This window comes from Streptomyces sp. NPDC020597, from assembly GCF_044335095.1.
GTDB lineage: Bacteria > Actinomycetota > Actinomycetes > Streptomycetales > Streptomycetaceae > Streptomyces.
Window position 1 is genome coordinate 47,761 of record NZ_JBIRUL010000039.1, and the last position, 12,419, is coordinate 60,179.

Here is a 12,419-nt window from a genome sequence, read left to right on the forward strand (position 1 = left end):
ATGTCCCGGTAGCTCGTCGAAACTCGATGACTCTCATCAATGAGCTTCTTCGAGCGGGCCACCGATCGGGTGACGGTCCGTGAAGCGCGACGAGCGAGGCCCTCGGGCGGTTGATCGAGATGTCTGACGTCACCAATGGCGGCAACCTCAGCGAGCAGAAGGCCCTCGAACGCCTGGGGTTCAGTCGGGAAGGCGTCATGCGTGGCAGGTCCTTCCAGCACGGCAAGTACGTCGATGTGCTTGTCTACGGCCAGCTGCGTTCGGAGAAACGTCCCGGAACCCGATGAGCATTCCGGCTTCGCCATCGTCCGGGGCGAGTTCTCACACATCGGCCTGGAGGCGGCTGGCATCAGCGAGGGGGCGATGTACGGAGAACGGTGGCGGCGGTCAATAGGTGTCGCTGCGCACCTGAACATGCTCAGCAGACACCGTCACAAGATCACTGCGTGACGCGGCAAACGTACCCGCCAGGCAGGCACGGCATGGTGGGAGGCGCGTGCTCGGCCCGGGTCGGGGGATGAGGACGACCTTCCCCCCGGATTCAGGCCTCCCCGCCGGTCCCACCCACACCCAGGAGGGCAAGCCCTGCAACGAGAAGTGCCGAGTGAAGAAGGTCGCCTCCCGCCAGAGCGGCCTCGACAGCTCGACCCGAACGCGCTACGCGAGATCCTCAGTGGCGTCGGCTCCACCGACCACCGCTTCGGTGCCGCGTTCGGCAAACCGCCGCTCGAGAGTTGGTGGAACATCGGCATCCACGTCCGCCGCCGCCAGGCCCAGCGTCACACACCTGGCAAGCGCCGCACCACCGACCCGGCACCGATCACCGCAACCCTCACCGCCATGCGTCCCACCGGAGGAAAGGACGCCCCCTGGCAGGTCTGGGCCTACAACCCCCAGGCCTGGCAGTGGCAGCCCCACAGCCCGGCCACCACCGCGTTGCGCGCCGCCGACCCCGCCTGGGGCGTCAGCGGATACCGCGCCACCGCGGACGAGACACTCCAGGCCCGCGCCGCCACGGACATAGTCGAGCAGGCCCTCATCGCCGTCCGCACCCAAATTCCCGCGCCAGCCCCCGCGATGCTCTACGTCGACGGCGACGCCGCCGAGTACAACTGGGCGGGCCTCAGCTCGTCGTGCAACCTCCGTCCGATCTCGGCCGTTGCCGATCGCGGTAGCGGTAGCGGTGGGCAGGATGACGGGCATGGCTGTGTCACCGGCAACACGTCAGCTTTGCGACGCCACCTTTCCGGATGCCGAAACTGCGAGCGTCCTGGCACTCCTGGATCTCTATGCAGGTGCGGAGTGTGAACGTGTGCATCAGGCTGTCGTCCGGCTGAGCGGAGGACGACTCGGCAGGCTTCACATGTGGCTACATGAGGCCAAACGCAACGCGGAGACCGTCCTGTGGTTCGGCGAGTCGCCTTCCGACGTCTCTCAGGACACCCACGCATTCGGCGTGGAGTTCATCAACGGCCTTCTCGACAGGCATCTCGACACTCCCGCGGAGCGTACGGGCGAGTGACAGACGCCTGTCCGCACGCCGCGCCGGGACATCGAACGACTGCCTCGAACCTGGTAGGCGTTTTCGCACTTCAGCGGATATGCAGGCGGCCTTCGTCTGATCCTGTGCTCCGTCACAGAGTGGATCAGCACGAAGGCCGTGGTATCTGCGGCGCCATGTGGACCAGTGCAGGATGTGGTCGATGGAGGTGAGGCGGTGGTCGGTGAGGCGTGTCATCAGGCGTCGTATCTCGGCGAGGTGGCGCGGGGCGACACCTTGTCCGAGTTGTGCAACGCGCTGCTGTGCACGGACGGGCCGGTCCGCACGCTGGTTGATCTCGCGCACCGCCGTAGGCATGGGGCTATGTACGGCGGGCTCAACCAGGCTCAGGGCGCGCGGTGAACCATGACCCGAACACAGCTCCTATGAGGCCGAAACCAGCCCCGATGGCCCCGTGTCGTCGACGATGAGCACCGCTTCGCGGTCACCCAAGTCGTCGACCACGTAGCGACGCACGTCATCGAGGACCCGTCGGCGTCCCACTCGATCCGGTTCAGCATCCGCTGGATACGGTCCAGGCCGCCGTGGCCGGCCTCCCCGGCCAGGAAGTCCAGCCGTTCTTGCGCTCGAGCGGAGCGAGCAGGCCCCGCATATAGGCCAGCGCCGACTCCCGCGGCTCCGACCGGCTGAACCGGTGCACGAACCACCCGTGCACCGCATCCAGTTCACTCGCCACACACGCACATCAGCTAGATCCCCACCCATAACCACACCAACGACGAACCTGGCCAGCAGTCAGGCGAACACCGTTGCAGTAGTGGTGCTGTGGCCGTGCAGGTTCGCCGAGCCAAGCCGATACGATCACCGACTACACTCCGTGCGATTCGCTGTTCGAACACGGGAAGTGTTATGTCGTCCAACTGGGCCAGCCGTTCTCTCACTGCCACTGTGGCCGGCGCTGTACTCACTCTCGTCGGTGGCTGCGCCTCAGGAGAGGGCGAACAGGCTGCTGAGCCCGCGTCGCCCTCTTCTGTGATGTCGTCGAAGCCGTCGACGACCGTGCGGTCTCTCAGCGCTGCGGAGTTGGCGGCAGCACTTCCTGAACAAGGCACTCTGCCGGGCTACTCCGTCAACAACTCGCCCGAGACGAAAGCGGGCGGCCACACCTCCGATCCGAGCGTGCGGCCTAAGGCATGCCAACCTCTTGAGGACGCCAGGTCTGGCAGCTTCGCCGACTCAGTGGCCAGTGCCCGGGTCCACATATCCGCTTCGGAGTTCGCCCCGCCGGACGAGACTCTCACTTTCACCAGCTACCGCTTCGGATCCGCTGGCGCGCACCTTGCTTCCTTGAACGCAGCGCTCGACGCATGTCCGTCGTTGTCCCTGCGAAACCGATACGGCGACAGCGTGAGTACGGACGTGGAACGAGTCAAGGACGAGGTATCGGTGGGGCACGACTCGGTGAGCTTTCGGATGCACTGGACTTTGGATATCGACGGGTTCAAGTCAGAGACGTATTCCCTGGTCACAACTGTCCGCTCAAAAGAAGCGACTGTCACTGTCGTATCGGAGAGAATGGTCGGCAGCCGACTCCCTGACGCGAAGAAGCGTGCTCTCCTTCCGAAGCTGGACCAGAAGCTACTGAAAAGCCAGGCCGACGCCCTCGGCGCAGCACAACACAGTTGAGCTCCCAGCACGTTCAGCGCCTCTCCACGACACATGATCAGCGGGGACGGGTGGCGATGCCTCGCCACTGCTTGAGGCGGTTAATGCACGGCTCGACGGAGCTGCGCTGCCTGCGGGCCTCACGGTCGAAGTCCTGCGCTCTGCCGCCCCGGCTGCCGCGTCGCAGCCTGTGGTCGCGTTGGTCCGCCGGGACGGGAATCCCGGCACGGATGCCGCGTCGGCGCAGGCGTTCGGGGATCGCGCGGGACGAATACGCCTTGTCCGCGAAACGGCCTGGTTGTCCGCTTCCTCGAGTGAAGCAGCAGAAGGTGCCTTCCGTCATGCCTGGCTGCCGTGATGAGCCGATACGATTGATCACCACTTCGGCGTGTGCCTGTCACTGATCACCAGGGGGAAGCATCGGTGTCCAGCCGTATTCAGTCGTTGCAACAAGGTGATCCCCGTCGTATCGGCCCCTATCGCGTTGTGGGCCGCCTGGGGTCCGGCGGCATGGGCACCATCCATGCCGCGCTGAGTGCTGCTGGGGAGCGGCTGGCCGTCAAGGTCGTGCATCCGGCGCAGGCCGACGACGAGTTCCGTGCTCGGTTCCGGCGGGGGGTCCAGTTGTCTCGGCGTGATACGGGTCTCTGCCCGGTTCCGGTGCTCGATGCCGATGCTTCCGCTCCATGGCATGCCGGCGCTTCTATACCCGGTCCCACCCTCGGCCAGTACGTGGCCGCCAGCGGCCCCCTGGCCGAGGCCCGTCTACACGCCGTCGCCACCAGTACAGCCGCCGCATTGCCAGCGGTCCACGAGGCCGGCGTGTCCAAGAATGTCATCTTGACCCCTTCGGGCCGGATGGAGCTGAACTTCGGGATCGCGCATGCCATGAACGGTACTTCCGTCACCCGCACTGGCGTCATGACAGGCACGCCGGGGTGGATCAGCCCTGAGCACCACCGCACCGCCACGGTCGTCTCGACACCAGGCCCGGGGACGTGAGCTGCGACCCGGCGTCGCTCCAGCAGCGAGCTTCCCGCCTCCAAAAAAGCACGGACGGCCGGCAGGGCCCATTCGCCGACCACTCCCTGGTCGACGCCCACTTGTCCGAGATCTGCGACCTGCGACCTCTTCGCCTGAACGAAGGAACCCACTCCTTGCTCCCGATACGCGCCGCCCGGCGACGCCTTGCCGCGGCCGTCACCGTCGTCCTCGCCCTCACCGCCACCGGTGCCGTCCTCCCCTCCCCGGCGACGGCCGCGCCCGCCGCCGGCCTCGCGGCCACGGCGGTCGATGGCCAGTCGGTCGTCGCCTTCCCGAAGGGGGACGTCATCACCGGGGTCACCGCCTCGGGCTACCTGACCCGCAACCCGGCCACCGGCCGTAGCTGGCTTCCCGCCGCGGGCGGCTCCCCGAGGAAATGGCCGTCGAGCTCCACGGTCCTGGGTACCGGGTCCGGCGACCTCGTCGCCACGTACGCCGCCCCCGCCAACACCACCGGCATGATCACGGACATGGCGACCGGATCGGTCGTCTACTCCTACTACCCCGGCCCCTCCACCACCGGCGTCACCTTCGCGGGCGCCGCCGGCGTCAGCCTCTTCACCACGCTGGACAACGCCGCGGGCGGCAAAACGCTCCGGATGCACAGCAAGGACATGCCGCTGCGTACGGTGACCGGCCTGCCGGACACCGCCGCCGAGGTGAAGGTCGTGCCCGCCACCGCCACCCACGCCCAGGTGACCTACGCCACCGGCACCGGCACGGACACACGACGCTTCCTCGGTCTCCTCGACCTCGCCGACGGCGCCGTGACCGAGACCTACGAGCTGTCGGCCGCCGACGTGGGCACAGGCGTAGTCGTCTCGGCGAAGTACGTGGCATGGGTCGAGTACAGCCCCTCGCCGGACGCGAGACTCGACGCGACAGTGGCCGTCACCGACCGCTCCACGGGAACGCGGCAGAACATCCCGGTGGGCAGGGTGCGGTCCAAGGGCGTGAAGCTCGGCCTGCGGGACAACTGGGTGGTCTACGGCGCCACCGGCGGCCTGAACGCCGACGTCAGCTACTCCTCGGACGCACTGACCGCGTACGACCTGACGAGCGGCGCCACCCGCAAGCTCCTCGACCACCTCACCTCCGCCGCAACCGCCCCCGACGGCACACTGTTCGCGCGCGGCGGCACGGTCGCCAGCAACGAGGGCGTGTACCGGATCACCCCCGGCGCGGACGACGTCCCGGTCGCGACCCTGGTCGCCGGCACCGGCGAACCCACCCGGGTCACCCTGACCGGCACCGACGTCCCGGCCGTGATCGACCTCGACCCGAGCGGCGGCAATGCGGCGATGGCGTGGAAGCTGTCCCGGAACAACGTCATGATGACGGTCACGCTGCGGCACGTCCGCACGGGCAAGACCGTCACCGCGGACTTCGCGCATCCCCTGAATTCGTCCGTCACCTTCGACTGGGACGGCGAACTGTCGTGGCCGGAGCAGGGTAACGCGTACAACGGCGCCTACACCTGGACGCTCGTGGCCAAGCCCCTCAACGGCGTCGGCCCCGACCTCACGTCTTCCGGCACGTTCACGGTCGTACGCACCGCCAAGCCGCACGACTTCGACGACAACGGCGCGCCGAACGTGCTCGCACGGGACACCGCCGGGCGTCTGTGGAGCAATGACATTTACTACGACCCCCGGAACCCCGGGCAGTTGGCAGAGCACGAGAACAGGCTCATCGGCCCGGGCTGGAGCGTCTACAACCAGATCGAGGTCGCCGGCAACGTGGGCGGCTCGCAGCACGCCGACCTGATCGCCCGTGACGGCAGCGGGGTGTTGTGGCTGTACCTCGGCACCGGCACCGGTGGATTCTCGAGCCGCATCAGAATCGGCGGCGGCTGGCAGATCTACAACAAGATCACCGGCGGCACCGACTACACCGGAGACGGCCGGGCCGACCTGCTCGCCACCGACGCTTCCGGAGTGCTCTGGCTCTACCGGGGCACCGGCAACCACGCCGCTCCCTTCGCGGCCCGGACGAAGGTCGGCGGCGGCTGGGGCGCCTACAACAAGCTCACCGCTGTGGGGAACGTAGGCGGCACCGCAGCGGGCGACCTCGTCACCCGGGACGGCAGCGGTGTGCTGTGGCTGTACCTCGGACACGGCAACGGCACCTTCGCCTCACGCATCAGGATCGGCAGCGGCTGGAACGCCTACAGCGACCTCGTCGGCATCGGCGACGCCAACCACGACGGCCGACCCGACCTGCTCGCGTACGACAAGAGCCGAAAGACGACGTACCTCTACCGCGGCACCGGCAACTCGTCGACGCCTTTCGCGACGCGGATGTACTACTCCCCGACCAACCCAACCCTCGCGTACAACCACCTGGCATGACACATTCCTGATCGAGAGGTCCCTCTGACCGACCATCGCCACGAACGGCTGGCACCCGTCAAGAAGCCGGCGTGGTTGAGGCGCATGTATCCACCCCGCTGCCCGGAGTCGATCGGTTCCGGGCAGTGGGGCCTCCTCCCCCGTCCGACGGTCTCGTCGCCTCGTGGTACTCCGAATAGACCCCTATCAGCCGCTCAAGCGCATGCATCATGCGCAGGTCCCGGACAGAGTCATCCTCCTGGTCAGCGGGAGACGGGCGGGAGGGCGCGCTCGAGGAAGTCGAGCCGAACCTGGCGGGGCAGGGTGCTGTGGCCTTGGGCAACCACGGTCAGGCGGCGGTAACTTCAGCATCCGGACGATCCTCCACAGCAGGCAGGACCAGAAGGTGCGCCCCTCCTGGTCCTGTTTTTCTGCACGATGAGTCAGTCCGATTACACAACCGAGTCCGGAAGCTCGGGATCCTGGGTGTCGACGATCAATTCTCCGAGTTGCATCATATAGTCGAACTCCCCCGGACGGCCCTCGATACGCACAAGGTATTGACTGTCAGAGAATTTGAACACTTCGCGGCGTGTCACTTTCCTGGCCCCTCCGTCATATGAATTCAGGACTTCTCGAAACCTTGAGCGCGCCTCTTCTTCGTTGGCGTCAAATATTGCCACGATTCGCAAGGTCGGGGGATAGGCGATATCAAACAGGGCGGCCGTTACTATCCACTTCGTCATGAAAGTATTCCCCTTCTGGTTCTCATGGATCAGATGCGGATAACGCGCACACAATGGACGAATACTCCGAAACCCTAAGAACAGCTGGAGCAAGCAGGGCGGCTCGTTGAGCAACTACGCGGCCCAGACATGAAGCGCTTCCGACCTGACGGGAGGTTGGGGCGGGCGCCCCGACAGCGGACATGAAGAAGGCTCCTGGTAGACGGGTTCACGACCAAAATCACCACCCCGTCAGGGGTATACGCGTGCTTGTCTACCCGTCCGTCATTGATCTGTCCAACCGCACCTGCGCCACCTCTTCGATCTCCTCGCAGGCCACCGCTGTCAAACCCGCTCCCGGTGGCGTCGCCTGAACTGTGGTCAGCAGGCCCTGCTCCTACTGACACACCTGCACTGCGGCGACAGGACAAAGTCGCCCGCGAACACGGCGAGGTCGCCCATGATCGGGACTTCGACCTCGACACCTGAGGGCACGGTACCGTCTCCTACGAGCAGAGACATCCGCTCGGTGTCACTCATCAGGTGGACGACCGCGTGACGTTCTCGGAACGCCAGGATCAGCACCGTGCCCTCCCTGTTCGGCGAGCGAACCTCGAGGTACCCCTGGCCACAGGAACGCAGATGGGGTGTGGTCTCCTCCAGCCCCCAGTTGGCGGCACATCGTCCGTGGCCGTGGGCGCGGGGACCAAAGGCTGACCGGCGCTGGACGATTCGTTTCTGGATCCGCTCTGAGTGTCCGAGGCCGACCTCTTGGTGATCACGTCGTAATCACCACCCTGCTCCCCCACCTTGGGGCCGATGTCTGAACTCTCTGCCTGCGGATTCTGAGGATTGGGCGTGTGTGCCTTCGCTTCATCCTTCCTGGCACGCTCCGCCTTCAGCTGCGACAGTGAGCCTTTTCCAACCTCGTACTGAAGCAGCGAGGTGGAGCGTCTGGACGAAAATCCCTTGCGGCCAAGGGTGGTGATCGCCCTACGGTTGCTCCCCGTGACCATCGAGATGCCCTACCAGCCACTTCCGATCGACCAGTCGGACGTGCGCTACGTCCACGGACCTGATTCCGCTCCACAGCAGGGCGTGCCTGCTGGCGAGACGGTCGAGTTCGAGTGGAGGGGCAGCGAGGTCTACCCGGGAACCTTCCGGAAGTTCTGGGTACACGTGCCCGCACAGTACGACCCAGCGGAACCGGCATCCCTGATGGTGTTCCAGGACGGATGGTGGTACCTGGACCCCGCAGGGGAGGTACGCGGCGCGATCGTCCTGGACAACCTCATGCACCGCGGCGACATCCCCGTCACCATCGGCGTGTTCGTCGATCCTGGCGTCTTCCCCGACTCGGAGAACCCTAAGAACCGCAACAACGAGTACGACGCCTTCGACGACCGGTACGTCACCTTCCTCCTCACCGAGATCATCCCGCAGGTCGCGGAGCGCTATGCCATCGCCCAGTCACCCGAAAGGTGGGGCATCTGCGGCGGGAGCAGCGGCGGCAACTGCGCCTTCACCGCCGCGTGGCTGCGTCCGGACAAGTTCCGCCGCGTCATCGGATATCTGTCCAGCTTCGCGCAGATGCCGGACGGCAATCCCTACCCAGACCTCATCTCCCGCGTTCCCCGCAAGCCGCTGCGCATCTTCATGCAAGGCGGCCACCGCGACCTGCACTGGAATGAGCCACGGTGGAACTGGTTCGCCGAAAACCTGCGGGTGGCAGCCGCTCTCGCTGAAGCGGGCTACGACTTCCGCCTTGTCTTGGGAGACGGCGGACACAGCCCCAACCACGGCGGGGTCCTGCTGCCGGACGCTCTGCGCTGGCTGTGGCGGCCCACCAAAGATTGATCGATACCAGCTCATGCAACCTGGCGCCGGCTGCAGTGAGAGGGCTACGCCCTGGTCACATGAAGATGTGACGTTCCTGGTAGGCGCGTTCAGGACCGAGATCACTCGCTTGACCAGGAGCGTCGTCGTGCTTGCCTACCCGTCCGCGATCGATCTGTCCAGCTCGCACTTGCGCTTCCTGACCAGGCAGCTCGCCGAGCGCCGCCGACAGGTCGGCACCCGCTGGCGGCGCCTGCCCCCGAATCGGCAGGCCCTGCTCGTCCTGGCTCACCTGCGCTGCGGTGCAGTCCTCGCGCTTCACATCGGATGGGCCTGAGATTGGAAAAGGCTCAGTGCTGCTGCCTGCTCGCCGGCGGGCTTGTTGCCGACAGCCCGCAGCAGGTCGATGGGTTCCTCGCCGATGCGGGACCGCAGTTCGGGAGTCAGGTTGAGCAGTGCGAGACGCTGGGACACCCAGCCGTGGGATCGGTAGAGCCGTTTCGCCAGGGGTCTTCGGCTTCCGTGTACGGCGAGGAGCCGTTGCGGGGCGCGGGCCTCGTCGAGCTCCTCGAGATCGTGCCGGTGGATGTCGGCGACGAGAGCGCATTCGATGAGTTCTTCAGGGGTCGCGCCTTGGTCGTCGCTGACCGTGACCTTGACCGTGGCGAATCCGGCTTCGCGGGCGGCGGCGGGACGGCTGCTGCCGTCGATGACGACGCGGGTGGCACCTGCTTCGAGGTCCGCCTCGCGCTGTGGGCACCAGTCTTCGGTGCTTCCTGCACCTTCATCGCGACGACTCCGACCGCGACCATGGCCCCGATGAGGTAGGCGAGAAAGGCTCCGGCCGCGAGCACCAGCGACCACACCCGCCGGACCCAGCAAGCTGCCAGGCGATACAGCGGAGCCCACACGCCCTGCACATGCTGCTGTGTTGGCACCTCACCGCGGGCTGGAGGCGCTGCCGATGATCACCCAACTAGCAGATATATATCGAACCTCGATATATGCTCGATGCATGACCAGACGGAACCTGCCGTTGACGGAACCGCAGTACTTCATCCTTGCTGCGCTCATGGATGGTCCGTTGCACGGATACGGCATCATCAAGGCTGCCGAGCAGGCCACGGGCGGGCGGCTTCGGATCGCTGTCGCCACGCTCTACGGCTCGCTGGAGCGGCTGGAGCGGGCCGGGCTGGTGTCCGCCGGCCATGAGGAGATCGTGGACGGGCGGGCGCGGCGCTACTACCGGCTCACCGAGGAAGGCACCGAGGCGCTCGGCCGGGAAGCGCTGCGGATGCAGCAGGCGGCGGCCGTCGTCATCGGACGCGCGCGGGATGCCGGAGCGGCCCCGGCATGAATCGTCTGCTGCTTGCGGTCTACCCCAAGTCCTACCGTTCCCAGCAGGGCAAGGAGTTACTGGCCTGCCTGGCCGAGGCGTATCCCGGCCGTTCCTGGCCCCCGCCGCGGGAAGTTGCCGCCTTGGCGTGTGCCGGGGTGCAGGCCCGCGCCCATGCCGTCGTCGACGACGCGGCTCGTCCGTGGTGGTTGGACGGCATTCATCTGGCCGCCCTGGCCCTCGCCGCGCTGGCGCTGGTTCCGTATCTACAGGACGTGTGGCACTGGGCACTGCACATCGACCCCGGCCAGCACGCCATCGCCTTCCACTTCTCCGGCTGGTATCCGTGGGCCGGAGGTCCTACGCGGATACGGCTGCTGCCCTACGGGCTGCTCCCGCTGGGCTGCCTGATCGCTCTGCTGCGTGGCAGAGCGTGGATCGCGCTGCCGGCCGCGGCAGCCATGATCTGGGCCGGCGCTACGTCCCACGGCCGTACCGTCTTCGGCAGCGAGGGCAAGGCGGGCTTGAGTTACTACGGGTTGGGCGCACCGCTCACGGCCCGTGATTTGGTGCTCTCGGGGACACTGTGCGCCGCGTGCGCCGTGCTGGCGCTCTGCCGACCCAGCCGTCTGCGACGCCGCTCCTACCGCTGGATGGCCCCTGTCGTGCTCGCCATGTTCGTGGCCGGGGGCCTGCACATCATCTCTGTCAGTCCGGCCTTCCAGCGCGGCTTGTTCGTCCTCGAGGTCGCCGCCCTGCTCGGCGCGTGGGTGGCGACGGCGGCCACCTGCGACCACCGGTGGCTGATCCCCGTCGCGGCCGTCGCGATCGTCCGCACGCAGGCGATCGTCGTCCAGCCGGACGCGTTCATGCAGTCCCTTCCGGACCTGGTCGTTCTCCTCCTCCTGATCGCACCCCTCCCCGCCCTGGCCATCACCGCACAGCGGCGACAGGGGCGGGCACTGCCCGAATAGGAGCGGACCCCCGGTGGGCCGGCCGGAGCCCGGCCGGCCCACGTCGCGACGCAAGACGCGCGTGACCTGACTCCCCTCAACGGAAGAAGCAGAGCGATGACTCAGCACGATTCTCCGACCCTGCCCGGGCACCGTCCGGGGGCCTCAAGGCAGGCCCCCGAGCCCCCCGACGCCCCCGGCCTGTCGCGTACGACACGGCCGTGGATGCCGGCTCTGCTGTACACCCTGGGGTTCCTGACGGTCTACCTGCTCGCCAACTGCACCCCGTGGGGGCAACGAGCTGAGAACGCCCTGTTTGGTCTCGGTAAACAGGGCAGCGAAGAAGCATGGATCTACCCCCTGTCCGGAGCGGCCTACGGCTCAACGCCCCTGCCGCCGCTGGAATTGAGCGCCAAGCCCACCCTGATGGTGGGCCTGGCCGTCATCGTGGTGCTGACCCTGGTGCGGCGATGCTGGTGGCCGGGGTGCGCGGCGCTCGGCGTGGTCATCTTCACGACCGGAGGCAAGGAGGTCCTCAAATCGACCCTGCCCCGCCCCGATCTGGTGGGCGCGCCGGAGAATCTCCTTGATCAGGGTTTCCCCAGCGGGCACACCGCCATCCCCGCCGCGCTGACTCTCGCCGCCGTCCTCGTGGTTTCCTCCCGCATCCGCCCCTACGTCGCCACGGCCGGTGTGCTTTGGCTCGCCTGCATCGCTGCCGCCAGTGCGACCATGGGCGGCCACCGGCCCAGCGAAGTGCTCGGGGCCACACTGTTGGCCTGTGCCTGTTACGGCCTCGCAAGCTGGCTGCTGCCGCCGGCCGCCGCGCCAGGCGCCACCCGGAGCACTCGTGCGCTGCCCGTCATCACCTTGACGGCGGCGTTGGCCATCGCCCTCGTTTCCGGCGCACGGAACGACACCCTCACAAGGTCACTGAGCAGTGTGCATCGTGAAGTTGCTGGTCACGGGTCTGGTATGCGTAGGGTTCGGGATGCTCGGACTGGTCGCGGGCGGATGACTTCCGTGTAG

Annotated in this window: 14 protein-coding genes and 3 pseudogenes; 12 read left to right on the forward strand and 5 right to left on the reverse strand. The window is 66.8% G+C overall.

From position 1 onward, the window contains the following. Positions 1 to 119 precede the first annotated feature (119 nt). The 3 genes from ACH4ZA_RS36715 (at position 120) to ACH4ZA_RS36725 (ending at position 1,522) form a co-directional block, all read left to right on the forward strand. Complete coding sequence (locus ACH4ZA_RS36715) at positions 120 to 287, forward strand: GNAT family N-acetyltransferase (RefSeq protein ID WP_398433448.1); 168 nt, start codon at positions 120 to 122, stop codon at positions 285 to 287. A gap of 310 nt (positions 288 to 597) precedes the next feature. Next, positions 598 to 1,308, forward strand: coding sequence for an RNaseH domain-containing protein (locus tag ACH4ZA_RS36720; RefSeq protein ID WP_398433449.1), 711 nt, complete (start codon positions 598 to 600; stop codon positions 1,306 to 1,308). A gap of 55 nt (positions 1,309 to 1,363) precedes the next feature. Next, positions 1,364 to 1,522, forward strand: coding sequence for a hypothetical protein (locus tag ACH4ZA_RS36725; RefSeq protein WP_398433450.1), 159 nt, complete (start codon positions 1,364 to 1,366; stop codon positions 1,520 to 1,522). 429 nt (positions 1,523 to 1,951) lie between these two features. On the opposite strand, the pseudogene ACH4ZA_RS36730 reads toward ACH4ZA_RS36725, so the two are convergent. Next, a pseudogene (locus ACH4ZA_RS36730) lies at positions 1,952 to 2,266 on the reverse strand (transposase); the annotation flags it as partial. Between the two features lie 144 nt (positions 2,267 to 2,410). On the opposite strand from ACH4ZA_RS36730, the gene ACH4ZA_RS36735 reads away from it, so the two are divergent. Beyond that, positions 2,411 to 3,187 (forward strand): hypothetical protein, encoded by a 777-nt coding sequence (locus tag ACH4ZA_RS36735; protein ID WP_398433451.1) that lies wholly within the window; start codon positions 2,411 to 2,413, stop codon positions 3,185 to 3,187. A 46-nt stretch (positions 3,188 to 3,233) separates the two neighbouring features. On the opposite strand, the pseudogene ACH4ZA_RS36740 reads toward ACH4ZA_RS36735, so the two are convergent. After that, positions 3,234 to 3,476: pseudogene (locus ACH4ZA_RS36740) on the reverse strand (IS5/IS1182 family transposase); the annotation flags it as partial. A 113-nt stretch (positions 3,477 to 3,589) separates the two neighbouring features. Between ACH4ZA_RS36740 and ACH4ZA_RS36745 the strand changes: the two are divergent. Together ACH4ZA_RS36745 and ACH4ZA_RS36750 are read left to right on the forward strand one after the other, a co-directional pair. Further along, on the forward strand, positions 3,590 to 4,168 hold the full coding sequence (locus ACH4ZA_RS36745; protein WP_398433452.1) for a hypothetical protein: 579 nt from the start codon (positions 3,590 to 3,592) through the stop codon (positions 4,166 to 4,168). Between the two features lie 155 nt (positions 4,169 to 4,323). Continuing rightward, positions 4,324 to 6,561 carry an FG-GAP repeat domain-containing protein gene (locus ACH4ZA_RS36750; protein WP_398433453.1) on the forward strand — a complete coding sequence of 746 codons (2,238 nt, stop codon included), beginning with the start codon at positions 4,324 to 4,326 and terminating at the stop codon, positions 6,559 to 6,561. 431 nt (positions 6,562 to 6,992) lie between these two features. Here the strand turns inward: ACH4ZA_RS36750 and ACH4ZA_RS36755 are convergent, their stop codons facing one another. Together ACH4ZA_RS36755 and ACH4ZA_RS36760 are read right to left on the reverse strand one after the other, a co-directional pair. Continuing rightward, positions 6,993 to 7,286, reverse strand: coding sequence for a hypothetical protein (locus tag ACH4ZA_RS36755; RefSeq protein WP_398433454.1), 294 nt, complete (start codon positions 7,284 to 7,286; stop codon positions 6,993 to 6,995). A 360-nt stretch (positions 7,287 to 7,646) separates the two neighbouring features. Further along, the gene (locus ACH4ZA_RS36760; protein ID WP_398433455.1) at positions 7,647 to 7,850 is read right to left on the reverse strand and encodes a hypothetical protein; all 204 of its coding nucleotides are present in this window, start codon (positions 7,848 to 7,850) and stop codon (positions 7,647 to 7,649) included. Positions 7,851 to 8,273: 423 nt separating this feature from the next. On the opposite strand from ACH4ZA_RS36760, the gene ACH4ZA_RS36765 reads away from it, so the two are divergent. Beyond that, positions 8,274 to 9,122 (forward strand): alpha/beta hydrolase, encoded by an 849-nt coding sequence (locus ACH4ZA_RS36765; protein WP_398433456.1) that lies wholly within the window; start codon positions 8,274 to 8,276, stop codon positions 9,120 to 9,122. Positions 9,123 to 9,249: 127 nt separating this feature from the next. Further along, positions 9,250 to 9,417: pseudogene (locus ACH4ZA_RS36770) on the forward strand (IS5/IS1182 family transposase); the annotation flags it as partial. A gap of 2 nt (positions 9,418 to 9,419) precedes the next feature. On the opposite strand, the gene ACH4ZA_RS36775 reads toward ACH4ZA_RS36770, so the two are convergent. After that, positions 9,420 to 9,575 (reverse strand): hypothetical protein, encoded by a 156-nt coding sequence (locus tag ACH4ZA_RS36775; protein WP_398433461.1) that lies wholly within the window; start codon positions 9,573 to 9,575, stop codon positions 9,420 to 9,422. Between the two features lie 48 nt (positions 9,576 to 9,623). Here ACH4ZA_RS36775 and ACH4ZA_RS36780 point away from each other — a divergent pair, with 48 nt between their 5' ends. The 4 genes from ACH4ZA_RS36780 to ACH4ZA_RS36795 all read left to right on the forward strand — a co-directional run bounded on the left by ACH4ZA_RS36780 (position 9,624) and on the right by ACH4ZA_RS36795 (position 12,419). After that, on the forward strand, positions 9,624 to 9,929 hold the full coding sequence (locus tag ACH4ZA_RS36780) for a hypothetical protein (protein WP_398433462.1): 306 nt from the start codon (positions 9,624 to 9,626) through the stop codon (positions 9,927 to 9,929). A gap of 187 nt (positions 9,930 to 10,116) precedes the next feature. After that, complete coding sequence (locus ACH4ZA_RS36785) at positions 10,117 to 10,458, forward strand: PadR family transcriptional regulator (protein ID WP_398433457.1); 342 nt, start codon at positions 10,117 to 10,119, stop codon at positions 10,456 to 10,458. Next, positions 10,455 to 11,411 carry a hypothetical protein gene (locus tag ACH4ZA_RS36790; protein ID WP_398433458.1) on the forward strand — a complete coding sequence of 319 codons (957 nt, stop codon included), beginning with the start codon at positions 10,455 to 10,457 and terminating at the stop codon, positions 11,409 to 11,411. The genes ACH4ZA_RS36785 and ACH4ZA_RS36790 overlap by 4 nt, the downstream gene beginning before the upstream one ends. Positions 11,412 to 11,615: 204 nt before the next feature. After that, on the forward strand, positions 11,616 to 12,419 hold the full coding sequence (locus tag ACH4ZA_RS36795) for a phosphatase PAP2 family protein (RefSeq protein WP_398433459.1): 804 nt from the start codon (positions 11,616 to 11,618) through the stop codon (positions 12,417 to 12,419).